Genomic DNA, 25,339 nt, shown 5'->3' with positions numbered 1-25,339 from the left:
TTGTTAAAAATCAGGCTGGTAGCGTGCCCAGCCTCGGGTGGTGTCGTAGACCAGCAGGCCTTTGGCGATCAACTCGTGAGTGCCAAAGGCATAGCGGTCTACCAGAAAGGCCAATCCGCGAAAGCGAGCCTTTATGTCTGTTGGCGGTAGTGGTGGACAACTGACCCAGCCCCATGACGAGCTACGCCCGTAGTCCATGACCTGGACATAGCTTCGGGGCAGGGCATTGATCATGTAGAAACCGAACTTTCCATTGTTCAGAAAGAACAGGTCGTAGACGGTGTATAGCTCATGTTCAGATATCATCGTCTGGCAGGATGTGTAGTAGCTCTTCAACTTTGTGTTTCGGCAGTTGAATTAGCACGTCGGGGAATTTGGCAATGATCTCGATTTCGTCGTTGATATGAATAACGCCGCAGATATAGCCGAGGTCTTGCAGGTTGGCGTTTTCAGTCGGGACGAGCTGTTTCTTGCGCAGTACATGTAAATTGATTAGCGCGGTGGCCTCTTCAAGGGTGTAGCCATCCTCAAATCCGATCAGGTCGATCATGGGTTGGTTTCCTATTCTTCGTTGTTTTCGGGTTGTGGGTTTGACGTTCGTACAGTTATTTACACAGGTCCAAGTGACGGCGCTGCGCGCCTGAATGCTCCCTCCTCAGGCGGCCCCTGCGGGGCCACCTTGCGTCGCGAGCCGCCAGTTTTGATCGCGGTCCACTGCTCGGTCCGTGTAACGATCACCTGCTTTGGTGTTTGCAAGCCCAATGTCCGGGGAGCTTTCTTGCCGCCGTGCCACGCGGTGTCGTCCGGCAGTACCTCGCCGGTGGAAAAGTCGATAATTTCGCGGTGTTCGCGGTAGGGTGAAATCGGCCGCTCGCGGCGAGGTAAATTGACGCCGCCCATAGCAATGACGAATGCTGCCCAGTCGCCAGCGTCGGCAGCGCAACGCGCTTGCTCGACCGCTGAAGCACCTGGATTGCCCGGTCTAATTCGGCGGAGTTCACGCCACACCTGCACACTAGGCCCACCGATTTGTTGGAACTGCCGAATCTTCCAAGTACGCGCCCAAGCGGTGATTCGCTTTGATGCCTCGCTGGCGGGTTTGCCCTCTAGATCGGTGTCCAAGTGCTTGCCGTCGATATTTTTTGACACGTATTTTGCGATATAGCCCACCGCAGAGCCTTTCCTAGGGTCGATGACTTCCGTTTTAACTCGGTGTTTGTCTGCACCTTTGCCGCCTTCTCTGAGCATGTAGCGGCGAATATGTTGATCTAGTTGTTTGGCGTCATCCGCAGGGGTAAACAGCAGTAGGTGCCAGTGAGGGGTGCCGTCGTGGTGCGGTTCGACAATGCGGAAGCCGTAGGGGCGAATGCCGCAGCGGTGGAGTTTGGCCCGGATCAGCTCCCAGCACTCTTGGAGCCAGCGCTGTGCATCGCGAACCGTGCTGCCGTCAAAGTTTTGGTTCGGCTCCCCAGTGTGTAGGGTGGGGTGGAATCGCGATGGGCAGGTCAGGGTAAAGAACTGGGCAACATGGCTGTAGAGCTGGCTTACTTGCTCAAAGCCCTTTATGCGTACCATGAACTCGGCATTCCGTACGGCGGGATTGCTAAGGCTGTGTTCCGCGATTTCCCGAAGTGAGAGGCGCTTGCCAGCGCCGTTCTCTAATTCGGTGTTGTCCAGATAGTGTTCAGCGCGCTGTTGGGCGTCAGCAAATAGCATGACGGCAGTATTGCTGGTGTAGATAGCTCGGCGCTTACTTACCAAATTGAGGTCGCGGTGAACGGTGTCCAGATGGGTGCGCTGCAGGTGGCGCAGACGGGTGATCCACCATGCTGCGGTGCCCATTTTGTTGTGTTCTATCTTGTAGTGGCGCTCGTCACTGGGAATTTCGATCTGATAGCGTGCGGCGAGCTGGCTTAATACGATGGGTGTTAGCCAAGGGCGCAGTGCTAGCCGGGCGCGGATGACCCGTGTTTTGGTGGCAAGGTCTTCGGCGAAATGCCGAACGCCGCTATCAGATAGTGAAAGGTCAAAATCGTGGAGGTAGGCGGTATTTACGCCGTAGTGGAGTCGGCTTAGGGCGCCTTGGTAGTCGCTCTCTTCGAGCAATTGACGAATACGGGTGACCGACGTGTGGGTAAGGGCAAACGGCCCTTGTGCCGTAGTTGTGTCAAATTGGTGGCATTTTCCACGCCCACGAGCACCCACAGAGACGAACCGGGAACCTTGTGGGTTTCCGGTAAGTGTCTGTTTTGCGTGGGTATTTCTGGGTAAGAGTGGGTCTCGGTGAGACCCGTGTTTGGTGGAGCCGGGGGGAATTGAACCCCCGTCCGCCAGTCCGCCACTCAGGGCTCTACATGCTTAGAATCCGTCAATTGATTTAGCCGCATACAGCCCGACGGGCAGGACGTAATTGGCGATTCTGATTAAAGGTTTCGCGGATCGGTCTCAGACAAACGTCACCGCTAGCTTGTTCTATCTGACGGTTGCGTCCCGTTTACAAGCATCCGGTAGCAACCGCTAACGGGGTTTAGGCCGCTAGAGCGTAGTTGTCGTCGTTGGCAACTATATCAAATACAGCTTTGGATTAACGTGATTCGCTGTCCTCACGGCATGCACCACAGAGTCTTGTAACCGGCGTCGAATCCAAAACGGCCCCAAGTTCTCTAAGGCGTCATCCTACCACTTTGCGGTGTGGCTAACTAGTAATGATGACGCTTTGGTGAAAGCTTAGACGGTGGCGGTGATGCGAAGTTCGATATCCAGGGTTTTCTTGAGTATGTCGGCTTCGTCTTGCAGGTCAGCGGCGCTGAGGGGGTTGTTGTCGAGCCAGCTGTCGGGAATGTGCAGCTCCAGTAGCTGGGGGTTGGGACTGGTCAGTTTGATATGTTTGTCGAGTTTGATGTTTTGTCGTCGTCGGTAAAAGATGCAGGCGAGGCGTAGCAGGCAGATCAGCAGCCAGTCAGGGTGGGCGCCGGTGCTTTCGCCGGGCTTGGGTTTGCGGCGGTGGTTGAGTACCAGGGCGCTGAGGCGGGCCTGTTCCTGGCGGGAAAACCCGGGCATGTCGGCGTTGCTGAGGATGTAGGCGCCGTGTTTGTGAAAGCCGCCGTGGGCGATGGCCAGGCCGAGTTCATGGAGTTGCGCCGCCCAGCGCAGGAGTTTTTCCGCTTCCTGGTAGCTGCTGTTGATGCTGTCGGCAATACTGGGAAGCCAGTTTACACACAGCGCGGCGACGCGTTCGCCCTGGGCGGTGTCGATGCGGTACTGTTCGCTGAGTTGGCGGATGGTTTCTTCGCGCTTGTCGCGGTGGTGAAGCCGCCCGGCAAGGTCGTAGACAATGCCTTCGCGGGTAGCGTAGGTAGAGGTGTGTAGTTCGGTGAACTCCATTTCGAGAAACAGTGCGTAGAGCACGGCAAAGCCCCCGGCAAACACGTCGCGGCGGTCGTCGCTGAGGCCCTTGATATTGGCGGCTTTGATGTTGTCGGCGCTGAGCAGGGCCTGTTTCAGGGCTTCCATGCCGTCGCGGGTGATGTGGCCGCTATCACAGAGATTGAGCTCCCCCAGAATTTTGCTGATGCTGCGATTGGTGCCTGAGGAGCCGACAACCTCCTGCCAGTGCCCTTTGAATTGCTCAACATGGGGGGCGACCAGCTGCCGGGCGGCGTTTACCGCACGCTTGAAGGCTTTTTCGCTGAGGCTACCGTCGGGAAAGTAGCGCATACTGAAGCTCACGCAGCCCATGCCGAGGCTTTCCAGCAGCCGTGGGCTGTGCAGGCCCGCGACCAGTTCGGTGGAGCCGCCGCCAATGTCGATCACCAGGCGCTTTTTATCGTCGATGGCCAGGTCGTTGGCGACACCGAGGTAGACCAGGCGCGCTTCTTCTGTGCCGGAAATAATGTTGATGGGAGCGCCGAGCAGGGCCTCGGCCTTGGCCATAAATTCCCGGGCGTTTCTGGCGGCGCGCAGGGTGTTTGTGCCCACTATTCGAATTTGTTCGCGAGGCACGCCGCGAAGGCGGTTGGCGATTTTGGCCAGGCTGTCGAGACCGCGCTGTTGGGCGGCCTCGCTCAGGTAGCCGTCGTCGTTGAGACCGGCGGCGAGGCGCACCATGTCTTTATGTCGGTCGATAATACGTAGTTTGTCGTCTTGAAAACTGGCGATCAGCAGATGGAAGCTGTTGGAGCCGAGATCGAGCGCGGCGTAGGACTCGCTGTTTTGTGCCATAGGGTAAAAATCCTCCGTTGCTTGGAGTGTAATTGCTGAATATGGCAAAAGCGACACCTGCTGGCGGGCTTATTGATGTCACGAAAGTGACATACTATATGTATACGATTCTCCGCAGTCTTGCGGTCGCAGCTAACGAAGGAATGAGAGGATGGGCGAAGAGGTCGTTGAACAGACGTGGATAGCCAAGGAGTTGAGCTGGCTGTCCTTCAACGAGCGGGTACTTCAGGAGGCGGAGGACCCGAACGTGCCCATTATTCAGCGCATCCGCTATCTGGGGATATTCTCCAACAATCTGGACGAGTTTTTCCGGGTTCGTGTTGCCGATGTGCGACGGCTGGCGGCGTTTTCGGCGCCCTCGAAACAGGAGGAGTACAAGTTACTTCTCGAGCAGATTCGCGCCAAGGTGCTGAAGTTACAGCAGCGCTTTGATGCGGTGTACCGGGCCAATCTCAAGGAGCTGGGGCGGCGAAAAATCTATGTGATTAACGAAAAGCAGCTGGATGAATCCCAGCTGGACTATGCGCGGCGTTATTTTCACAGCCACATCCAGCAGGAGCTGGTGCCGATTATCCTCGACGACAGCAACCCGATTCCCGAGTTGAACGACGCTTCGATTTATCTGGCGATCAAGCTCAGTTACCAGGAACAGGTGCGGTTTGCTCTGCTGGAGATTCCCACCAACCGCATCGACCGTTTTGTGCGCATTCCCGGCCGCAAGGGCAAGCAGGGCAAGGTGCTTATCGCCCTGGAGAATATTATCCGGGTGTGCCTGCCCTTGGTGTTTCGCGGGATTTTTCCGCTGGATAGCGCCGAGGCCTACACCATCAAGCTCACCCGCGACGCCGAGCTGGAATTGGGCGAGGAGGTCACCCAGACCTTCGTTGAAAAAATGATGCAAAGTCTTAAGCGGCGCCGCAAGGGAGACCCGGTGCGTTTCGTGTATGACGCGCAGATGCCCAATGACCTGCTGGAGTATTTGGTCAAGCGCCTGGGGCTGGGCCGGCTCGACTCGATGATTCCCGGAGGCCGCTACCACAACTCCAAGGACTTCATGCGCTTCCCCAATCTTGGGCCCGCCTACCTGGATATGAAGCCGCTGCCGAAAATTCCGATTCCGGTTATCGATCGCGCCGAAAATATTCTCAGTTGTATGCGCGAGCAGGATATTCTGTTGTTCTACCCCTACCACAATTTCGATTACCTGACGGATCTGCTGAAAACCGCGGCAATCGATCCCGCGGTGAAAAGCATTCGCATCAGTCTGTATCGAGTGGCCTCGAACTCCCATGTAGTAGATGCTCTGTTGAACGCGGTGGCCAACCATAAAGAAGTCACGGTGGTGGTGGAGCTGCAGGCACGCTTCGACGAGGAGGCTAACATCGCCCTGTCGCAGCGCCTCACCGACGGTGGGGTGAATGTCATCCTCGGCGTGCCGGGGCTGAAGGTGCACAGCAAACTGATTTCCATCAGCCGACAGGAAGGCAGTGTGCAGCGATACTACAGCCATGTCGGCACCGGTAATTTCAACGAGAAAACCGCCTCGGTGTACACCGATTTCAGTCTGCTCACCTATGACCAGCGCATCGGTGACGAGGTGGCCAAGGTCTTTGATTTTATCGCCTTTACCTACAAGCGCCATGATTTCAATCACTTGGCGGTGTCGCCGCTGAACAGTCGCGAGAGAATTATTGGCCGGGTAGAGCGGGAAATTGCCAATGCCAGAGCGGGGGAGGAGTGCGGTATCACCCTCAAGTGCAATAATTTGGTGGATCGCGAGCTCGTCGATAAGTTGTATGAGGCCAGTCAGAGCGGTGTGCCGGTGCGCCTTATTGTGCGCGGTATGTGCTCGCTGGTGCCAGGGGTGAAGGGGCTGAGTGAAAATATTGAGGCGATCAGTATTGTAGATGGCTTTCTCGAGCACCCGCGGGTCTATGTGTTCCGTAACGGGGGTAAGCCGGAGTACTTTATTTCGTCGGCGGATCTGATGACCCGCAATATCGACTTCAGGGTTGAGGTGACCTGCCCGATTTACGACCCGAAACTGCAGGAGACCTTGCAGGATATTCTGGATATTCAGTGGGCCGACAATGTGAAGGCGAGGATTATCGACGCCAGCCACACCAATAGTTTTCGGCCCCGCAAAAAGAGCAAAGTGAAAATCCGCTCCCAGATACTTATTCACAAGTACCTGAGCACAGGAAAGATGCCGCGCCTCGCCAAGCTGGACTACAGGCCCAACGTTGAACTCAAGTCAGGGAAAAAACGCCACAAGAAAAAGGCTTAGCGTTGCACAACCAGCAGCTCGCCGCTGATGGTTTTTGGGGTGCTGACCTTCCAGTCAAGCAGTTCCGCGTTGAAGTGCTTCTGGCACTTGCGAGCCAGTTTGTGGAAGGTGGGCCGGCCGGGGTCGGCGATAATAATTTTTTCAACACCGGCTTCCAGTGCGGTTTCAATCGCAGTGAACAAGGGTGCGACCAGTTTCGGCCAGAAGCAAATGTCGCCGCCCAGTACCATTTTGTGTCCCTTGAGATCCTTTGTCGTCAACTCCTGATACTTCGCGACCCGAGTGGTGATCTCGACATCGTTGAGCAGGGCGTGGGCGTCAAGATAGGGAAAAACGTGTTCGTCGGCGTCCAGTGCGGTCATGCGCGCTCCGAACTGCTGTGCACAAAAAATGCTTAAAATACCCCAGCCGCAACCAATTTCGGTGATCTTGCTTCGGGACTTCGGCGGGTGTTGCAGCAGGTAATCCATAATCAGGAATGAAGAGCCCCACACCTGATATCCGTGGATTTCCGGTTCGGCGAGGGCGCGCTGCATTCGCCGTATCAGTTTGTGCTGTTTTTTCAGGATAAAAATGTCGTGGACGATGCGGATGTTCTTAAGGACGTCGTTATCGCTGCTCATGCCGGTGGGGCTTCCTTGTGCCAATTAGCGTAGCTGTTTGGGGCGAATAATGTCGACGAGTTTGGCGCTGTCGGTACGTAGCTGATCCCAGAACTCGACCTTGATTTCCAGTTCCGCAAAGGTACAGGTGCCGAAGTGGTCGATCTGTCCCTCATACAGGTAATTGCAGAGTTCACCGAGGGCGGGGCTGTGGCCGATAATCATGACATGGGCGAGGCTGTTATCCAGGTCCTTCAGCCAGTTCAGCAGTTCTTGCATGTCGAAGGTGTACAGCCGGTCATCGTAGTGAATGTCGGCACCGTCAAAGCAGTCGCACTCACTGGCAATATGTTTGAGCGTCGCACGGGTGCGCTTGGCTGTGCTGCAATACACATGCTGCACGGCGCGTTTGCTGCGCTGTAACTCTCTGGCGACCAAGCCGCAGTCGCGTTTGCCGCGGCGGTTCAGTGGGCGGTCAACGTCCCGAGCCTGGTCGTCGTCCCAGCTGGATTTGGCATGGCGCAGCAAATAGAGGGTTTTCATCGGCGTGATATCGGCATGGTCAGGTATTGTGTTGACGAAGAATACGCTGCTTTTGCCTATCCCAGTCGCGGTTCTTCTCGGTTTCCCGCTTGTCGTGTTCTTTCTTGCCCTTGGCCAGTGCTATTTCAGCTTTTATCAGGTGCTTTTTCCAGTACAGGGCCGTACACACGCAGGTGTAGCCCTTTTGCTGCACCGCTTCGGTAAGGGTGTCGAGCTGCCGCTTGTGCAACAGCAGTTTCCGAGTGCGGGTCGGGTCGGTGACAAAATGGGTCGAGGCGGTGGGTAGGGGCGTGATGTGACCGCCGATCAGGAAGGCTTCGCCATCCTTCAGGAAAACATAGGTGTCGGTAATCTGCACTTTGCTCTCGCGCAGACTTTTGACCTCCCAACCTTGCAGGGCCAAGCCCGCCTCAAACTTTTCAGTCAGGTGGTAGTCGTGGCGCGCCCGCTTGTTTTGGGCAATAGTGGAGCTGCTGTTTTTGGCATTCTTTTTACTCATGGGGCGATTATAGAGTGACTTGCTGGCAAAACCTATGCTGCTCAGGTAAAAAGACCGCTGCTTAAGGGGGATGCACTGTCGATTTATGGCAATAAAGAAACGTAAAGTTCAGGGGATATGGTCCAGTCGCTGGACCTTCCTCGCCGCCGCGACGGGGTTGGTTGTCAGTCTGGGAGATTTCTGGGCGGTGCCTCAGGCGATTTCAGCCAATGGCGGCGCGGCCTATTTGCTCGCCTATTTGCTGTGCCTGCTGTTCGTGGTGTTGCCGGTTGCGGTGGCAGAGGTGCGAGTGGCGGTGCGTGCACGGGCCAATCCGGTTCACGCTGTGGACCAGCTGGCCCATTTTGCCGGAGCAAGTCGTCACTGGTCGCTGGTAACCCAGGTCGCGGCGGTGGCGGGCCTGCTATTGGCCGCAAATCTCGGAGTAGTGGCCGCGTGGCTGCTGGCCTATGTGCCCATTATGGCAACGGGAGTGCTGGAGGCGGCGAGCCTCGATATGGCGGCCAACGAGTTTCAGGCGCTGTTGGATAACCCTGCATCCAGCCAATATTGGCATCGATTGTTTCTGGGCGCGGTGGTCGTGCTGTCGGCCATCAGTGTGGTGAAGGGTATGGCGCTGGTGCTGCGTATTGTGCTGCCGGTACTCTTTCTCGCCATGTTGGGCTTGCTTTACTACAGCTCTGAACTGGGCGACTACAACGCTGCCCTGACAGGGATGTTCAGCTATCGTCCGGCGGAATTTTCCTGGTGGGCCCTTCTGTCGGCCATGAAGCACGCATTCTATACCCTGGCTATCGGCACCGGTGCACTGATGGCCTACGGGGCGTACTTCCCCTCAGGTCGGTCGGTGTCGCGCCAGCTCGCTTTCCTTGCGCTGCTGGATACCACGGTGATGCTGCTGGGAGGGTTGGTGATTGTCGCCCTGGTCAATGACCAGCATATTCAAGCGGGGCGAGGGCTAGCCCTGATGTTTATCAGTCTGCCCTATACCTTCGGTAATCTGGTGTTTGGCGATATCGCCGGTACAGCTTTCTTTATCATGGTGGGTATTCTGGTTATCACCAGTGTTGTTGCCCTGTTGGAGCCGACGGTGGCCTACCTGGTAGAGCGCTGGGCGGTGCCGCGCGGGCTGTCTGCGGTATTGACCGGCATGGTCGCGTGGTTGATGGGAGATCTGGCGATGGTGTCATTGAATGCCGATTCTCCACTTCAATTTTATTCGCGAACACTGCTGGAGTGGTCTGACATTATTGTTGGCAGCGTGCTGCTACCCCTTTGCGCCCTGTGCTTTACCCTGTTTGCCGCCTGGCGAGTGCCGGGGCCGGTGCACGGTGTGCGCGATCACTGGCTGGAAAAGGCGTTTTTTTGGCTTTGGCAGACCATGTTAAGGTATATTGCGCCGCCAGCGTTGCTGGTGGTACTTGTTGCCGGTCTGTATCAACGCTTGCTGATGTAATCCCCTGCGGAGCATAAATTACCGGAACCCAGCCCATGAATGATATTCGACGCAGCGCCCTGCTGCCCTATTCTGCTGAGTCATTGTACCGACTGATTAACGATGTTGAGGCCTACCCCCAGTATATGGACGGCTGTGTTGGCGCTGAGGTGTTATCCAGCGACGATACTCACATGGAGGCGCGTTTGGATCTTGCCCGAGCCGGCCTTAAAATGAGTTTCGCGACTCGGAATGAACTCAAGCCCTTCACCAGCATCAAGCTTAGCCTGGTGGACGGCCCCTTCGACCGATTCTCTGGTGAGTGGACCTTGCTGGCTCTGGGCGACAGTGCCTGCAAGGTCAGTTTGCATCTGCGTTTTTCCTTGCAGGGGGCGCTTGTGGGGGCGGCGACACGACAGTTGTTCAATTCAGTGGCGAATAACCTGGTTGATGCGCTGGTCAAGCGCGCTCACGAGCAATATGGTCGTGGGTAGTCCGGTGGTGACTGGTCCAGCGGTGAATAAATGGAGGCTAATATGACAATTCATGTAGAGGTGGCCTACGCCCTGCCCGACAAGCAGCGGATCGTGGCCCTGGAATTGCCGGCGGGAACCAATGTCAGGGAGGCGGCACTGCGCTCCGGCCTCGATAAGCAATTCCCCGGGCTGGATTTGAACAGTGCGGATTTGGGAGTGTTTGGTAAGGTTGTCAGCAAGCCCGAAGCGCAGATCTTGCAGGACGGTGACCGGGTGGAAATCTACCGCCCGCTGATTGCCGACCCGAAAGAAGTGCGCAAGCAGAGAGCGGCGAAAGCCAAAGCCAAAGCCAAAGCGAGTAAAGCGTCCTAGCGGGCAATTGGGTAACTTTTATCGAGGTTGCTTTTACCGCCGTGGCGGTGCCGGGTAGCCAATCAAGCCGCCATCACAGACCGCCAGCTTACTCCTCTGCGGGGCGGTTGCTATCGCCACCGGGGGCCAGTTTGCCCTTCTCTGAGGGAGTGATATCGGTCACGATGCGCACGAGGCGGTCATTTTCAAAGAAGGCGGTGAGCTGGTGGCGCTCCGCAGGCTTGCCTTCCTTGTTCAGGGTGTAAATATAGTCCCAGCGGTTGGGGCTGAAGCTGTCGCGCAACACTGCGCTCCCCATCACATATTCCACCTGGCTGCGGGTCATGCCGATTTCCAGTTGGTCCACCATTTCCTGGGTAATAATGTTGCCCTGGTCAATGGGAAGACGGTACACGCCGGGGAATTCAAGGGAGCTGCACCCGCTGAGAAAGATAATCAGGCTGGCAGTGGCAATACGCAAATACATAGTCAGGGTTCCAATCGCTCGCTGAGGCGTGGGATAATAGCGCAAACCTAAACACAACGCTAAGGTCAGCCTTCTATGTCAAGCGAAAACCAGGAGCTCCGCAAAGCGGGACTTAAAGTCACACTCCCCAGGGTCAAGATTTTACAACTGCTTGAACAGGCTGAAGATGACAACCAACACTTCAGCGCTGAAGACGTCTATCGGGCACTGATGGAGTCGGGTGAAGATGTCGGGCTGGCCACGGTGTACCGGGTGTTGACCCAATTTGAAGCAGCGGGTCTTGTTGTGCGCCACAACTTTGAAGCCGGCCACTCTGTGTTCGAGCTGGCCAAGGGCGATCATCACGATCACATCGTCTGTTTAACCACGGGAGAAGTCGTAGAGTTCTTTGATGAGGTGATAGAAACCCGTCAGCGACAGCTGGTTGAAGAACGTGGCTACGAATTGATTGACCACAGTCTGGTGTTGTACGTGAGGCCCAAGAAAGACTAGAGTCGAAGCCAGGCATTAAATCCTCTTGCGGCTTCCTGCTGCAATCGCATTCCCGCGAGTGGCTGCTTGACAGCCACAACGCCCTGTTTGTCCAGCGTCCAGCGTCTAGTGCCTCACTCCAAGCATTTCCCGGGCATGGGCCAGTGTGTTTTCGGTAATAGCAATGCCGCCGAGCATTCGTGCGATCTCCTCGATTTTTTCGCTCTCGTCCAATAGTTGCAGGTCTGTGCGAAGCGCAGATTTGCTGCCGACTTTCTTCACGCGAATATGATTGTTGCCTTGGCTGGCGACCTGGGCCTGGTGGGTGACGCACAATACCTGGCTACGTTTGCCCAGGTCTTTGAGGAGCTGTCCAACAATCTCTGCGGTCGCGCCACCAATGCCAACGTCTACTTCGTCGAAGACGATGGTGGGGATGGCGGTAACCTGAGCGGCAGCTACCTGAATGGCCAGGCTGATACGTGACAGCTCGCCCCCGGAGGCAATTTTGTTCAATGGCCCCATGGCGCTGTTGGGGTTGGTGCGAATCAGGATCTCGATATCTTCCTGTCCGTGGCTGTGCGGCTGTTCGGCGTCGAGTGGGCTGATGGCAAACTCGACTTCGCAGTGTTTCATTGCCAGTTCGGTTAGTTTGGCTTCAACCAGTTTTTTCATCTTGCTCGCCGCGCTGCGGCGCAGTTTGGTCAGCTTGTCGGCCTTCTGGCGATAGTCAGCCAGTGCTTTGTCACGGGCTTTGCGCAGCTCGTCGAGCTTCTCGTCAGTGGCGTCCAGGTTGTCCAGTTCCTCCTGAAGTTGCGCTTGCAATGATGGCAGGGCTTCGGGCTGGATTTTGTGCTTGCGAGCGGTTTGGTAAATCGCGTCGAGGCGGTCTTCGACCTCTTGAAGGCGGGTCGGGTCCAGTTCGGTGTCGTCGATCACTTTTTGCAGCTCGCTGGCAGCCTCTTCAATTTGTATGCGCGAGCTTTCAATCAGCTGAATGGCAGACTCCTGTGCGGGGTGGCCGTGCTGGCAGCTGCTGAGTGACGACAGCGCCTGATGCAGAATGCCCAGCGCGTTGACTTCCCCCTCCCGGCACAGCGCCAGGCTGTGGTGATTGGCAGATAAAATCTGTTCGGCATTGGCCAGCTGCTTTTGCTGAATTTCCAGTTCTTCGATTTCACCGGGCTGTATCGCCAGTCGCTCCAGTTCGTCGAGTTGGTAGCGCAGCAGCTGTTCCTGGGCGCTCTGCTCATCCAGTTTGGTTTCGAGGTCGCGCAGGCGCCGGTTGCTGTGCTGGTAGTCGGCACAGTGCTGGCCGAGGGCGTCGCAGAGTTCGGTGGCGCCGGCGAAGGCGTCCAGCAGCTCGCGCTGGTAGGTTTTTTTGAGGAGTGACTGGTGGGCGTGCTGGCTGTGAATGTCGATAAGAAAACTGCCCAGTTCGCGCACATCCTGCAGGGTAGCGGGCTGGCCGTTAATAAAGGCGCGGGAGCGGCCCTCGGCGGTAATCACCCGGCGCAACAGACAGTCGTTGCCCAGTAGCAGCTCGCGCTCTTGCAGCCACTGCTGGGCGCGGGGGATGTCGGCGATGTCGAAGGTGGCGTGGATGTCGGCGCGCTCGGCGCCCTGGCGTACCACCGAATTGTCAGCGCGGTCGCCCAGGGTCAGGCCGAGGGCGTCCAGCATAATTGATTTGCCTGCGCCGGTTTCCCCGGTCAGTACCGTCATGCCCTCCTTGAATTCGATTTCAAGGCTGGCGGTAATGGCAAAGTTGCTGATGCTGAGGTGGTTGAGCATAGTGTCGCCCCCGTTGTTGGTCTGGTTATTTATACAGTAGTTTGTTGGGCGGGCTCAAGTCCTCGGCGGGGTGTCGCGGAAAATTTAATCTGCCGCCCTTGAAAAGCGTTGGTGTGTCCGCCATATCCCCAGCATCTCGCCGGATTTCAGTTCGGTTAATTTTCTTGGGCGGCGCTGCCGCTGGTTGGTAGACAGGAGGCTGCGGAGAGTGGCAGAGGAACAGAACAAGGCGCAAGCCGAAGAGCAAGTTGAGCTCCAGCAAGAGTCTGAGCAGGCCGAAAACGTTGCAGAAGGCGTTGTAGAGGGTGTTGTCGAAGGCGATGCTGGCGATAGCGCCGAGCCGGATCTGGCGGCGCAGCTGGAGGCGGCCAGGCAGGAAGCCGCTGATGCCAAGGAGCAGGCGCTGCGCGCTGCAGCGGAGGCGCAGAACGTGCGCCGCCGGGCAGAGAAAGATGCGGAAAACGCCCGTAAATATGCACTGGAGAAGTTCGCCGCCGATGTGCTGGTAGTGGCGGACAACCTGGATCGCGCGCTGGCGGCGGCCGACACTGAAAACGAAGAGCTCAAGCCCTTGATCGAGGGGGTCGAATTGACCCGCAAGGCCTTTGTGGACGCGCTGGCGCGGCACAAGGTTGAGCAGATCGATCCCGCGGGTCAGCCCTTTGATCCCGAGTTTCACGAGGCGATGGCCATGGTGCCCAACCCGGATGTGGAGCCCAATACGGTGATTGACGTGATGCAGAAAGGCTACACCCTTAATGGCCGGCTGTTGCGTGCGGCCATGGTTGTGGTGGCCAAGGCGGCAGAGTAGTTTGCCAATTAATTACGTTTCGGAATGTGGGTATGCCCTTGAAGTTCTGTGATTTGGGCCAATATCTACAACAAGATTAGCAAAATCGCCGACAACAAGTCGGTTCGGCGAGCAGAAAGCGTGGAGAAGGATTATGGGAAAAATTATCGGTATTGACCTGGGTACAACCAACTCCTGTGTCGCGGTAATGGACGGCGACAAGGTAAAGGTCATTGAAAATGCAGAGGGTACCCGTACTACCCCGTCGATTGTTGCCTACACCGACGACAAGGAGATTCTTGTTGGTCAGAGCGCCAAGCGTCAGGCGGTAACAAACCCGGCTAACACCCTGTACGCGGTGAAGCGTCTGATTGGTCGTCGTTTCGAAGACGATGTTGTGCAGAAAGACATCAAAATGGTGCCCTACGGCATCTGTAAAGCTGACAATGGCGACGCCTGGGTAGAAGTGAAAGGCGAAAAGCTGGCACCGCCGCAGATTTCTGCTGAAGTGCTGAAGAAAATGAAGAAAACCGCAGAGGACTACCTCGGCGAAACCATTACCGAGGCGGTTATCACGGTTCCCGCTTACTTTAATGACTCCCAGCGTCAGGCGACCAAGGATGCCGGACGTATTGCCGGTCTGGACGTCAAGCGGATCATCAACGAGCCAACTGCGGCGGCGCTGGCCTATGGCATGGACAAGGCCAAGGGCGATCGTACTGTAGCGGTATACGACCTGGGTGGCGGTACCTTCGATATCTCTATCATTGAGATTGCCGAAGTAGACGGCGAGCATCAGTTTGAAGTGCTGTCGACCAACGGGGATACCTTCCTCGGTGGTGAAGACTTTGATATGCGCCTGATCGACTATCTGGCCTCTGAGTTCAAGAAAGAGAGCGGTATTGACCTGAAGGGCGATTCCCTGGCGGTACAGCGTCTGAAAGAAGCCGCTGAGAAGGCCAAGATCGAGTTGTCTTCCAGTCAGCAGACTGAAGTGAATCTGCCTTACATCACCGCTGATGCGACTGGGCCTAAGCACCTTGTGGTCAAGTTGAGCCGCGCCAAGCTGGAATCTCTGGTTGAGGATTTGGTCAAGCGTTCACTCGAGCCAATGAAAATTGCTCTGGACGATGCCGGTCTGTCGGCCTCTGAGGTGGATGAGGTAATTCTGGTGGGCGGTCAGACCCGCATGCCACTGGTGCAGAGCAAGGTAACCGAGTTCTTCGGCAAAGAGCCCCGTCGCGATGTAAACCCCGACGAAGCCGTTGCCATGGGTGCCGCGATTCAGGGTGCGGTGTTGTCCGGCGGCATCAAGGACGTACTGCTGCTCGACGTGACCCCGCTGACTCTGGGTATTGAAACCATGGGTGGTGTGGCGACTCCGCTGATCGAGAAGAACACCACCATTCCTTCGAAGAAGTCGCAGGTTTTCTCGACGGCGGAGGACAACCAGACTGCGGTTACCATTCACGTTGTGCAGGGTGAGCGCAAGCAGGCGGCGGCGAACAAGTCGCTGGGTCGTTTTGATCTGGCGGATATTCCGCCTGCGCCGCGGGGACTGCCGCAAATCGAAGTGACCTTCGATATCGATGCCAACGGTATTCTGCACGTGTCTGCCAAAGACAAGGCTACCGGCAAGGAGCAGTCGATTCGCATCACCGCTTCCAGCGGCCTGAATGACGATGAAATCGAAAAAATGGTGCGCGACGCCGAAGCCAACGCCGAAGCGGACAAAAAGTTCGAGGCGCTGGTGACTGCCCGCAACACCGCGGAAGGGCTGGCAAACGCGACCCGCAAAACCCTCGAGGAGGCTGGTGACAAGGCCAGTGACGAGGAAAAAGCGGCGATCGAGTCTGCACTGACCGAGGTTGATGAGGCGGTTAAAGGTGACGATGTTGACGCCATTGAGGCGGCCAGCAAGAAGCTGAGTGAGGCTTCTGCCGGATTGGCACAGAAGATGTATGCCGAACAGGCAGCCCAGGCCGAAGCGGCCGGTGGTGCTGAAGGCGGTGCCGAGCAAGCCGGTGGCGACGATGTGGTCGATGCTGAGTTCGAAGAAGTGAAAGACGACGACAAGAAGTAATTCGCGGGGGCTGGTCCCCCGTATTGCACGACGCCAGGCGGGAGACGGGAGACGCAATCAACACTGCGTTTTTGCGATCTCCCGTTTGGCATACAGAGTCAGATGAATTTTTAAGGGTGGCGAGTGGTGCGCGAGTGCCTCTAATCGCCCGTATAGCGTGGTAGCGAGTCCCATGTCCAAACGAGATTATTACGAAGTCCTCGGAGTTGCCAAAGGGGCCGACGAGAAGGAAATTAAAAAAGCCTACCGTCGCATAGCCATGAAAAACCATCCGGATAGAAACCCGGATGACCCCAAGGCCGAAGACATCTTCAAGGAGGCGACCGAGGCCTACGAGGTGCTGTCGGACTCCGAAAAGCGCGCGACCTATGACCGCTTTGGTCACGACGCCGTCGGCGGGGGTGGCTTTGGTCGCGGTGGCGGTGGCGGTGAGGGCTTCAGCGATATCTTCGGTGATGTCTTTGGCGACATCTTTGGCGGTGGCGGTGGCCGTAGTCGCGGTCCGCAGCGTGGCTCAGATCTGCGTTATAACCTGGAAATTGACCTGGAGCAGGCGGTTCGCGGTACGACCTCTAAAATTCGCATTCCAACCCTTGTGGCGTGTAAGCCCTGTGGTGGTAGCGGCGCTAAAAAGGGCTCGACGCCGCTGACCTGTGGCACCTGTAACGGTGTTGGTCAGGTGCGGATGCAGCAGGGCTTTTTTGCAGTGCAGCAGACCTGCCCGAATTGCCGTGGTTCCGGCCAGTTGATTTCCGATCCCTGTCGTGAGTGTCACGGCCAGGGGCGTGTTGAGGAAGTGAAGACCCTGTCGGTGAAGGTGCCCCCCGGTGTCGATACCGGTGACCGCATTCGCCTCAGTGGCGAAGGTGAGGCCAGTCCCGATGGCGGCCCGTCCGGCGACCTCTATGTGCAAATGTCGGTGCGCCCGCACCCCATCTTCAAGCGCGATGGCAAACATTTGCACTGTGAGGTGCCGATCAGCTTTGTTGATGCCGCCCTGGGTGGTGAGCTGGATGTGCCGACCCTGGATGGCCGGGTTAAATTGAAGATTCCCGCGGAAACCCAGACGGGTAAGGCCTTCCGCCTGCGTGGCAAGGGCATCACGCCGGTGCGCGGTGGTACGACCGGCGACCTGATCTGTAAGGTGGTCATCGAAACGCCGGTGTCGTTGAACAAGCACCAGAAAGACCTGCTTGAGGAGTTTCGTGCGAGCATGGAAGGTGACGACAAGCAGTCGCCGCGCAAGAAGAGCTGGTTTGATGGCGTTAAAGACTTTTTTGACGACATGAAAATCTGATTGCGACTTCGGGCGCCATCATTAGATGGCGCTCTTCCCTCGACTTGTTCAGCATTTTTCGCCATCCTGTGGCCCTTATGTCATAACAGGTTTGGCTGATCCATGGATAAAACCCTTAATCGCTTTATCGCGGATTATCTCTGGTCGGAAAAAATTTCCGATATGCCGCTGTGGAAGCGTTATCTTGTCCACGTTGCTCGCTATGCGTATGTCGTGCTGGATGATCTGGCCAAGGGGGAGTTGACCCTGCGGGCCATGAGCCTGGTGTATACCACGCTGCTGTCATTGGTGCCGATGCTGGCGGTGAGTTTTTCCGTGCTCAAGGCCTTCGGCATGCATAACAAGCAGCTCGAGCCCATCATGTTGCAGTTTTTGGCGCCGATGGGGGAGCAGGGCATTGAGATCACCGCGAAAATTATCGGCTTCATTGATAATGTCAAAATTGGTGTGTTGGGCACCTTCGGTATTGCGCTGCTGTTTTACACGGCGATCTCCCTGATTCAGAAAATTGAGACAACCTTCAATTACATCTGGCGGCTGGAGGAGGCGCGCAGTCTCGGTCGCCGCTTTGCCGACTACGGCAGCGTGATGCTGATCGGGCCGCTGTTGGTGTTTTCAGCCATCGGCCTGTCAGCCAGTGTGCTGAGTGGGTCGGTGGTGAAGAGTGCGAGCGAGCATCTGCCCTTCGTCGAGGTGCTGATCTCCTCGCTGACTGCGGCGGCGCCCTATCTGATGATTATCGCCGCCTTCACTTTTTTTTATATGTTTATTCCCAACACCCGGGTCACCTTTCGCGCGGGGATGATTGCCGGAGTGGTGTCGGGAGTGTTATTTCAGAGCCTGGGTTGGGGCTTTGGCAGTGTGGTGGTCTCGGCCAGCGATAGTGGCACCTACGCCATTTACTCGGGCTTTGCGATCATGATTCTGTTTATGATGTGGATGTATATCAGCTGGCTGATTTTGCTGGTTGGCAGCAGTGTTGCCTTCTATGTGCAGCACCCTGAATACGTTGTGCCTACCCGTCGTAGCGGCGATATGAATATCGATCAGCAGGAGGAGTTGGCCCTGCAGGTTATGGCGGTGCTCGGGCGGCGTTACTATGAGGGGCGCCGTCCGATGACTGCGGGGGAATATGTGATTCGCCTGCGGGTGCAGATTCAGGGGGTGATGCGGGTGATAAAGTCGCTGACCCATGCCGGGCTGATTACCCCTAACGGCGATGATCCGCCGCGTTATTTGCCCAATGCGCCGCTCGAAACCGTATCGCTTAAACAGGTTGTTGATGCGGTGCGCAGCGAGGGTGGCCGCCTGAGGGTCGGGTTTAAGGTGCCCCGGCGCAAGGTGCCAGGGGTGGCGGAGGTGAGTGCCCACATCGACAAGGTGATGGCCGATGCGCTGGGGCATATCACGGTAAAGGACCTGGCGCTTAGCGAAGACGGAAGCGTGAGTGAGCTCCTGACTGGGTCGAATCGTCCTCCCGTAGGTGAGGCCGGGAAGGCTGAGTCCGCGAAGACGGCTGAGTGATTTTCATTATTTTCAAAGATTGTGAACGTAGAGTGATTAACAGATGACGGTAAAAATTGCAGTGACCGGCGCCGCCGGTCGCATGGGTAAAACCCTGATCGAAGCTGTGGCGCAGGCCGAGGGCTGTGAATTGAGCGCAGCGATCGAACGCCCGGAAAGCTCACTAATCGGCGCCGATGCCGGTGAGTTGGCGGGGTTGGGTAAAAATGGCGTGACCATCGTCGGCGATATTGCCGACGTGGTTAATGATTTCGACGTATTGATTGACTTTACCGCGCCGCTGGCAACATTGAATAACGCCAGTGTCTGTGCCGCCGCGGGTAAGGGTATGGTCATAGGCACCACTGGTTTTGACGACGCGCAGAAGACGGCCCTGGCCAACAGCGTCGCGTCCATTGCGGTGTGTCAGGCATCGAATTTCAGCACAGGGGTGAATCTGTGTTTTACGCTGCTGGATATGGCGGCAAAGGTGCTGGGTGATGATGTGGATATCGAAATCTACGAGGCCCATCACCGTCATAAGGTCGATGCTCCCTCCGGTACGGCCCTGAGCATGGGGCAGGTAGTGGCTGATGCCCTTGGTCGGGATTTGTCCAAGGTTGCTGTTTACGGGCGGGAAGGGCAGACCGGTGCTCGGGAGCGCGAGACCATCGGTTTTGCCACGGTGCGGGCCGGAGATATTGTGGGTGACCACACGGTGATGTTCTGTGCCGATGGTGAGCGGGTGGAAATCACCCATAAAGCGAGTTCGCGGATGTCCTTTGCCCGCGGCGCCGTGCGGGCGGCCAAGTGGCTCAGCGAGCAGTCCGCAGGGCACTACGACATGCAGGATGTGCTTGGCCTCAAGCCGCCGCAGAGTTAGGGCGGCGTATGTCGCGAGTTACGGTTGAGTTGCCGGAGCGTTTTGAGTTTTCCACTGAAATCGCCCTGTTGTGCAGTCATATCAATTCCGGTGGGCACATGGGTAATGACGCTCTGATCGGCCTGTTGAACGAGGCCAGGGCACGATATTTGCTGGCTCAGGGCGTTCTTGAAAGTAGCTCCGAAGGCTGGTCTGTTGTCAATGCGGATCTCGCGGTGAGATACCGCGGCGAGGGCTTTTACGGTGATGTTGCCCGCATCGAGGTGGCTGCGCAGTCCCTCCATCGCTGCGGTTTTGATCTGTGTTACCGAGTTTCCGAAAGTCGTTCCGGGCGTCTTATTGCCGAGGCGAAAACGGCGCATATTGTGATTGATGAATCGACCCGTGCCGCCCTGGATATGCCGAGCGCCATGAGGGAGCGGTTGAAAGCGGAATAATCACACCATCTAAAGCCGGTTTAGCCGGAGTTGTCGGTGGACTTGCGGTGATAAAATCGCGTAAAATCGCGCCTCAGATTTGGGCGTTGGATCATTTGGATCCGAGAGCCCCGCAAGGAGCGAGATGAAGTACACTTCATCTCGCTTTTTTGCACGCGTGTTTTCCTCTGTGGTTCCCTGGTCGTCTCCGGCAGTAATGTTGGTGGTGACTCTTGGCCGCAAATCTGATCCAGGAGGTAATCTTGACGGTTTCAGCCATACTCGCCCTTGAAGACGGCAGTATTTTTCGGGGCATCGCCATCGGTGCGCAAGGGCATTCGGTTGGAGAGGTGGTGTTCAATACCGCCATGACCGGTTATCAGGAGATTCTCACCGATCCCTCCTATGCTCGCCAAATTGTCACCCTGACGTATCCCCATATCGGTAATACCGGTGTGAATAGCGAAGACGAAGAGGCAGACCAGATCTGGTCTGCGGGTTTGGTGATTCGTGATCTTCCCATGCTGGCCAGCAGCTTCCGCAGTGAGCAGAGTCTGTCCGACTATCTGGTTGAGCGGAATATTGTCGGCATCGCTGACATCGACACTCGCCGCCTTACCCGTATTCTGCGGGACAAGGGTGCGCAGAATGGCTGCTTGATGGCCGGGGACGACCTCGGTGCCGAGGACGAAGCCAAGGCGCTGGAGTTGGCCCGTGGCTTTGCCGGCTTGAAGGGTATGGATCTGGCGAAGGAAGTGACCACCGCCAAACCCTACGACTGGCGCGAGGGGACATGGGCGCTGGGTGAGGGCCATAAGGTCTTTGCCGATGCCGAGTTGCCCCACCACGTTGTCGCCTACGATTTCGGCGTTAAACGCAATATTTTGCGTATGCTGGCTGATCGCGGCTGTCGCCTGACCGTCGTGCCGGCGACCACACCCGCTGAAGAAGTGCTCGCCCTCAAGCCTGACGGCGTATTTCTGTCGAATGGCCCCGGTGATCCAGAGCCCTGTACCTACGCGATTGCGGCCATTGAGACGATTCTGGCGACCGGTGTTCCTGTGTTTGGCATCTGCCTGGGTCATCAGCTGCTTGCCCTGGCCTCGGGTGCCAAGACCCTGAAAATGAAGTTTGGTCACCATGGCGCCAACCATCCGGTGCAGGACCTGGCCAGCAAGGTGGTGCACATCACCAGTCAGAACCACGGTTTTGCGGTGGATGAGGCGAGCCTGCCAGCGACGCTCTCGGTAACCCATAAGTCGCTGTTTGATGGCTCACTACAGGGTATTCATCGCAATGACCTGCCGGCGTTCAGCTTCCAGGGTCACCCTGAGGCCAGTCCCGGTCCGCACGATATTGCGCCCCTGTTCGACCATTTTATTGAGTTAATTGCAGCCCACAAAGCCGGCTGAGTAATTTCGGATTGCGCCCTGCGCAAATACGGGAGCGGTGCATGTGCGCCTCCCGTCTCCCGTTCAGCGTAAAGCGGAGACACTATGCCTAAAAGAACTGATATCCAATCCATCCTCATCCTTGGTGCCGGCCCTATCGTTATCGGCCAGGCCTGCGAGTTTGATTACTCTGGTGCTCAGGCCTGTAAGGCGCTGCGCGAAGAGGGCTACCGTGTCATCCTGGTGAACTCCAATCCGGCCACCATCATGACCGACCCGGCAATGGCCGATGCCACCTATATTGAGCCGGTGGTATGGGAAACTGTTGCCAAAATTATTGAGAAGGAGCGCCCCGACGCGATCCTGCCGACGATGGGTGGCCAGACGGCGCTGAACTGTGCCCTCGACCTCGATCGCGAGGGTGTGCTGGAGAAGTACGGCGTCGAAATGATCGGTGCGACCAAGGAGGCGATCGACAAGGCGGAGGATCGCGAGCTGTTCGATCAGGCGATGAAGCGCATTGGCCTGGAAACGCCGAACTCAATGATCGCCCACAGTATGGAAGAAGCCTTGCAAGTGCTGGATTCCATCGGCTTCCCCGCGATTATTCGCCCCTCGTTCACCATGGGTGGCAGTGGCGGTGGTATCGCCTATAACAAGGAAGAATTTGTTGAAATCTGCGCCCGGGGTCTCGACCTGTCGCCAACCAAGGAGCTGCTGATCGATCAGAGCCTGATCGGTTGGAAAGAGTTCGAAATGGAAGTGGTGCGGGACAAGAACGACAACTGCATTATTATCTGCGCGATCGAAAACTTCGATCCGATGGGCGTGCATACCGGCGACTCCATCACCGTGGCGCCCGCCCAGACCCTGACTGACAAAGAATACCAGATCATGCGTAACGCCTCCTGTGCGGTGCTGCGCGAGATCGGGGTGGAAACCGGTGGCTCCAACGTACAGTTTGGTATGTGTCCTGAAACCGGCCGTATGGTCGTGATCGAGATGAACCCCCGGGTGTCGCGCTCATCGGCGCTGGCCTCCAAGGCGACCGGCTTCCCGATTGCCAAGGTGGCGGCCAAGTTGGCGGTGGGCTATACCCTCGACGAGCTGCAGAACGACATCACCGGCGGCGCAACGCCGGCCTCCTTTGAGCCGAGTATCGACTATGTGGTCACCAAGGTGCCCCGGTTCACCTTCGAGAAGTTCGGCGAGGCCCAGACCAAGCTGCACACCCAGATGAAATCTGTGGGTGAGGTGATGGCCATTGGTCGCAGCTTCCAGGAATCCCTGCAAAAAGCCCTGCGTGGCCTTGAAGTCGGCTCAGCGGGTTTCGAGCACAAGATCGATGTGGATCGCGACGACGCTCGGGATATTCTGATTGCCGAATTAACCAACCCCGGTCCCGAGCGGATCTGGTACGTCGCCGACGCCTTCCGCGCGGGTATGAGCGTGGCGGAAGTCTACGAACACTCCTGGATCGACCCCTGGTTCCTGGTGCAGATTGAAGACATCGTCAAGACGGAAAACAGCCTGAAAACGACGGCTCTCAACGACATTGACCGCGATGCGATGTGGCAGTTAAAGCGCAAGGGATTCAGTGACCAGCGCCTGTCTGTACTGCTGGCGGTAAGCGAGCGCCAACTGCGGTCACGTCGTCACAGCCTGGGGGTGCACCCGGTGTACAAGCGGGTAGACACCTGTGCCGCGGAATTCGCCACCTCCACGGCGTATATGTATTCCACTTATGAAGAAGAGTGCGAATCCCAGCCCAGTGACCGCGAAAAAATTCTGGTTATCGGCGGCGGCCCCAACCGAATTGGTCAGGGTATTGAATTCGACTACTGCTGTGTACACGCGGCGCTGGCAATGCGCGAAGACGGTTACGAGACCATCATGGTCAACTGTAACCCCGAAACCGTGTCCACTGACTACGACATCTCCGACCGTCTCTACTTTGAGCCGGTGACCCTTGAAGATGTGCTGGAAATTGTCGCCAAGGAAAAGCCCAAGGGAGTTATCGTCCAGTTCGGGGGACAGACCCCGCTTAAGCTGGCGCGGGACCTTGAGGCGGCCGGTGTGCCAATCATTGGTACCACCCCTGAGGCTATCGACCGGGCCGAGGACCGCGAGCGCTTCCAGCAAATGATTCAGCGCCTGAACCTCAAGCAGCCACCGAATACTACCGTGCGTTCGGAAGAAGCAGCACTGGCCGCGGCGGCCCAGATTGGCTACCCACTGGTGGTGCGCCCATCCTACGTTCTCGGTGGTCGCGCGATGGAGATCGTGTACAAGGAAGAAGAATTGCAGCGCTATATGCGCGAAGCAGTGAAGGTGTCCAACGAGTCGCCGGTACTGCTTGATCACTTCCTGAATGCGGCGGTCGAGGTCGATCTCGATGCAGTGTCAGACGGCAAGGAAGTGGTCATCGGCGCGATTATGCAGCATATCGAACAGGCGGGGGTTCACTCCGGTGACTCGGCCTGTTCATTGCCGCCCTATTCCCTCGACGCGGACGTGCAGGACAAAATGCGCGATATGGTCAAGCGCATGGCCCTCGAGTTGGGCGTGGTGGGCTTGATGAATGTTCAGCTGGCGGTACAGGATGGTGAGATTTACGTGATCGAGGTCAACCCTCGCGCCTCGCGTACCGTGCCCTTCGTCTCCAAGTGTATCGGTGTGTCGCTGGCGAAGGTCGCTGCCCGCTGTATGGCAGGCACAACGTTGGCTGAGCAGGACTTTACCCGTGAACGTATCCCCGATTATTTCGCGGTGAAGGAAGCGGTATTTCCATTCAACAAGTTCCCGGGTGTCGACCCGATTCTTGGGCCGGAAATGAAATCGACCGGTGAGGTGATGGGTCTGGGTGAAAGCTTTGCCGAAGCCTTTGCCAAGGCCGCCCGTGGTGCCGGGGAGTTTTTCCCCACCAGTGGTACGGCGTTTATCAGCGTGCGGGATCCCGACAAGGAAGGTGCCATTGCTGTTGCCCGTCAACTGGCTGATCTCGGTTTCAACCTGCGTGCAACCCGGGGCACCTACAAGGTGTTGACGGACGCGGGTCTGGCATGTCAGCGTGTGAACAAAGTACTGGAAGGTCGTCCCCATATCGTTGATATGGTGAAAAATGGCGACATCGACCTCATCATTAACACCACTGAAGGCAAGCAGGCGATTGCGGACTCCTCGTTGATCCGTCGCAGTGCCTTGGCCAACAAGGTGAGCTATACCACAACCCTGGCGGGCGCTGAGGCGATCTGTCAGGCGCTGGTTTATGGTGAGGAGCGCACAGTGCGTCGTTTGCAGGATGTGCATGAGGAACTAGTCAAATGAGTCAACAAACACCTATGACTGTTGCAGGGGAAAAGGCCCTGCGTGACGAGTTGAAACAGCTTAAATCGGTGGACCGTCCGCGGATCACCCAGGCCATCGCCGAGGCTCGCGAGCACGGCGACCTGAAAGAAAACGCGGAGTACCATGCTGCGCGGGAGCAGCAGGGTTTCTGTGAGGGTCGCATTCAGGAAATCGAAAGCAAATTGTCCAATGTCCGGGTGATTGATATCACCAAGATCCCTTACACGGGCAAGGTTATTTTTGGCACGACCGTCACTCTTATCAACTGCGAAACCGATGAAGAAGTGGTTTATCGTATTGTGGGTGAAGATGAAGCCAGCGTGAAACACGGCAAAATTTCAGTCACCTCGCCAATCGCTCGTGCGTTGATCGGCAAAGAGGAGGGCGACGTTGCGGTGGTCAATGCGCCGGGCGGAGCGATCGAATACGAAATTGAGAAAGTCGAGCACCTGGCAGAATAAT

At 56.9% G+C, this 25,339-nt stretch carries 23 protein-coding genes and 1 other RNA gene; 14 read left to right on the top strand and 10 right to left on the bottom strand.

What is annotated here, in order from left to right; all coding sequences use genetic code 11:
* Nucleotides 1–3: 3 nt before the first annotated feature.
* From HCU74_RS17050 to HCU74_RS17030, 5 genes are all read right to left on the bottom strand, one after another.
* The gene (locus HCU74_RS17050; protein ID WP_168451614.1) at nucleotides 4–306 is read right to left on the bottom strand and encodes a hypothetical protein; all 303 of its coding nucleotides are present in this window, start codon (nucleotides 304–306) and stop codon (nucleotides 4–6) included.
* Nucleotides 296–550: a hypothetical protein gene (locus tag HCU74_RS17045; protein ID WP_168451613.1), complete on the bottom strand. Its 255-nt coding sequence runs from the start codon at nucleotides 548–550 to the stop codon at nucleotides 296–298. The genes HCU74_RS17050 and HCU74_RS17045 overlap by 11 nt, the downstream gene beginning before the upstream one ends.
* Before the next feature lie 59 nt (nucleotides 551–609).
* Complete coding sequence (locus HCU74_RS17040; protein ID WP_168451612.1) at nucleotides 610–2,205, bottom strand: replication endonuclease; 1,596 nt, start codon at nucleotides 2,203–2,205, stop codon at nucleotides 610–612.
* A 92-nt stretch (nucleotides 2,206–2,297) separates the two neighbouring features.
* Nucleotides 2,298–2,656, bottom strand: a transfer-messenger RNA (tmRNA) gene (ssrA, locus tag HCU74_RS17035).
* 71 nt (nucleotides 2,657–2,727) lie between these two features.
* The gene (locus tag HCU74_RS17030) at nucleotides 2,728–4,221 is read right to left on the bottom strand and encodes a Ppx/GppA phosphatase family protein (RefSeq protein WP_168451611.1); all 1,494 of its coding nucleotides are present in this window, start codon (nucleotides 4,219–4,221) and stop codon (nucleotides 2,728–2,730) included.
* A gap of 151 nt (nucleotides 4,222–4,372) precedes the next feature.
* On the opposite strand from HCU74_RS17030, the gene ppk1 reads away from it, so the two are divergent.
* Entirely contained in the window at nucleotides 4,373–6,508 is a 2,136-nt protein-coding gene (ppk1, locus tag HCU74_RS17025; RefSeq protein ID WP_168451610.1) for a polyphosphate kinase 1, read from the top strand.
* Here ppk1 and HCU74_RS17020 read toward each other — a convergent pair.
* From HCU74_RS17020 to smpB, 3 genes are read right to left on the bottom strand one after another with little or no spacing between them, the layout of a single operon-like run.
* On the bottom strand, nucleotides 6,505–7,131 hold the full coding sequence (locus HCU74_RS17020) for a class I SAM-dependent methyltransferase (protein ID WP_168451609.1): 627 nt from the start codon (nucleotides 7,129–7,131) through the stop codon (nucleotides 6,505–6,507). The genes ppk1 and HCU74_RS17020 overlap by 4 nt on opposite strands.
* 24 nt (nucleotides 7,132–7,155) lie before the next feature.
* Complete coding sequence (locus tag HCU74_RS17015) at nucleotides 7,156–7,653, bottom strand: SixA phosphatase family protein (RefSeq protein ID WP_168451608.1); 498 nt, start codon at nucleotides 7,651–7,653, stop codon at nucleotides 7,156–7,158.
* A gap of 19 nt (nucleotides 7,654–7,672) precedes the next feature.
* On the bottom strand, nucleotides 7,673–8,152 hold the full coding sequence (gene smpB, locus HCU74_RS17010) for an SsrA-binding protein SmpB (protein ID WP_168451607.1): 480 nt from the start codon (nucleotides 8,150–8,152) through the stop codon (nucleotides 7,673–7,675).
* Nucleotides 8,153–8,237: 85 nt separating this feature from the next.
* Between smpB and HCU74_RS17005 the strand changes: the two genes are divergently transcribed.
* Genes HCU74_RS17005 through HCU74_RS16995 form a run of 3 tightly spaced genes read left to right on the top strand, consistent with a single transcriptional unit; the run spans nucleotide 8,238 to nucleotide 10,435 of the window.
* On the top strand, nucleotides 8,238–9,608 hold the full coding sequence (locus HCU74_RS17005) for an SLC5/6 family protein (protein ID WP_168451606.1): 1,371 nt from the start codon (nucleotides 8,238–8,240) through the stop codon (nucleotides 9,606–9,608).
* A 35-nt stretch (nucleotides 9,609–9,643) separates the two neighbouring features.
* Nucleotides 9,644–10,081 (top strand): type II toxin-antitoxin system RatA family toxin, encoded by a 438-nt coding sequence (locus tag HCU74_RS17000; RefSeq protein WP_168451605.1) that lies wholly within the window; start codon nucleotides 9,644–9,646, stop codon nucleotides 10,079–10,081.
* 42 nt (nucleotides 10,082–10,123) lie between these two features.
* Nucleotides 10,124–10,435 carry an RnfH family protein gene (locus HCU74_RS16995; RefSeq protein ID WP_246864672.1) on the top strand — a complete coding sequence of 104 codons (312 nt, stop codon included), beginning with the start codon at nucleotides 10,124–10,126 and terminating at the stop codon, nucleotides 10,433–10,435.
* Nucleotides 10,436–10,523: 88 nt separating this feature from the next.
* Here the strand turns inward: HCU74_RS16995 and HCU74_RS16990 are convergent, their stop codons facing one another.
* Complete coding sequence (locus HCU74_RS16990) at nucleotides 10,524–10,901, bottom strand: outer membrane protein assembly factor BamE (RefSeq protein WP_168451603.1); 378 nt, start codon at nucleotides 10,899–10,901, stop codon at nucleotides 10,524–10,526.
* A 75-nt stretch (nucleotides 10,902–10,976) separates the two neighbouring features.
* Here HCU74_RS16990 and fur point away from each other — a divergent pair, with 75 nt between their 5' ends.
* A complete protein-coding gene (fur, locus tag HCU74_RS16985) occupies nucleotides 10,977–11,393 on the top strand; it encodes a ferric iron uptake transcriptional regulator (RefSeq protein ID WP_168451602.1) in 417 nt (138 codons plus the stop codon).
* A 105-nt stretch (nucleotides 11,394–11,498) separates the two neighbouring features.
* Here the strand turns inward: fur and recN are convergent, their stop codons facing one another.
* Nucleotides 11,499–13,166 (bottom strand): DNA repair protein RecN, encoded by a 1,668-nt coding sequence (recN, locus tag HCU74_RS16980; protein ID WP_168451601.1) that lies wholly within the window; start codon nucleotides 13,164–13,166, stop codon nucleotides 11,499–11,501.
* A 208-nt stretch (nucleotides 13,167–13,374) separates the two neighbouring features.
* Here recN and grpE point away from each other — a divergent pair, with 208 nt between their 5' ends.
* From grpE to greA, 9 genes are all read left to right on the top strand, one after another.
* Nucleotides 13,375–13,977, top strand: coding sequence for a nucleotide exchange factor GrpE (grpE, locus tag HCU74_RS16975; protein ID WP_168451600.1), 603 nt, complete (start codon nucleotides 13,375–13,377; stop codon nucleotides 13,975–13,977).
* A 133-nt stretch (nucleotides 13,978–14,110) separates the two neighbouring features.
* On the top strand, nucleotides 14,111–16,039 hold the full coding sequence (dnaK, locus tag HCU74_RS16970) for a molecular chaperone DnaK (protein ID WP_168451599.1): 1,929 nt from the start codon (nucleotides 14,111–14,113) through the stop codon (nucleotides 16,037–16,039).
* 172 nt (nucleotides 16,040–16,211) lie between these two features.
* Complete coding sequence (gene dnaJ / locus HCU74_RS16965) at nucleotides 16,212–17,336, top strand: molecular chaperone DnaJ (protein WP_168451598.1); 1,125 nt, start codon at nucleotides 16,212–16,214, stop codon at nucleotides 17,334–17,336.
* Nucleotides 17,337–17,438: 102 nt separating this feature from the next.
* The gene (locus HCU74_RS16960; protein WP_168451597.1) at nucleotides 17,439–18,860 is read left to right on the top strand and encodes a YhjD/YihY/BrkB family envelope integrity protein; all 1,422 of its coding nucleotides are present in this window, start codon (nucleotides 17,439–17,441) and stop codon (nucleotides 18,858–18,860) included.
* 43 nt (nucleotides 18,861–18,903) lie between these two features.
* Entirely contained in the window at nucleotides 18,904–19,722 is an 819-nt protein-coding gene (dapB, locus tag HCU74_RS16955) for a 4-hydroxy-tetrahydrodipicolinate reductase (protein ID WP_168451596.1), read from the top strand.
* Between the two features lie 8 nt (nucleotides 19,723–19,730).
* A complete protein-coding gene (locus tag HCU74_RS16950) occupies nucleotides 19,731–20,159 on the top strand; it encodes an acyl-CoA thioesterase (RefSeq protein WP_168451595.1) in 429 nt (142 codons plus the stop codon).
* 242 nt (nucleotides 20,160–20,401) lie between these two features.
* Nucleotides 20,402–21,550 carry a glutamine-hydrolyzing carbamoyl-phosphate synthase small subunit gene (gene carA / locus HCU74_RS16945; protein ID WP_168451594.1) on the top strand — a complete coding sequence of 383 codons (1,149 nt, stop codon included), beginning with the start codon at nucleotides 20,402–20,404 and terminating at the stop codon, nucleotides 21,548–21,550.
* 84 nt (nucleotides 21,551–21,634) lie between these two features.
* The gene (gene carB, locus HCU74_RS16940; RefSeq protein ID WP_168451593.1) at nucleotides 21,635–24,856 is read left to right on the top strand and encodes a carbamoyl-phosphate synthase large subunit; all 3,222 of its coding nucleotides are present in this window, start codon (nucleotides 21,635–21,637) and stop codon (nucleotides 24,854–24,856) included.
* A complete protein-coding gene (gene greA, locus HCU74_RS16935) occupies nucleotides 24,853–25,338 on the top strand; it encodes a transcription elongation factor GreA (protein ID WP_168451592.1) in 486 nt (161 codons plus the stop codon). Before carB ends, greA begins: the two co-directional genes overlap by 4 nt.
* The last annotated feature ends 1 nt before the right edge of the window (nucleotide 25,339 follow it).

This window comes from Spongiibacter thalassae, assembly GCF_012272835.1.
GTDB lineage: Bacteria > Pseudomonadota > Gammaproteobacteria > Pseudomonadales > Spongiibacteraceae > Spongiibacter > Spongiibacter thalassae.
The sequence above is the reverse complement of the archived record's forward strand: the minus strand, read 5'-3'. Positions and strand labels throughout refer to the sequence as shown.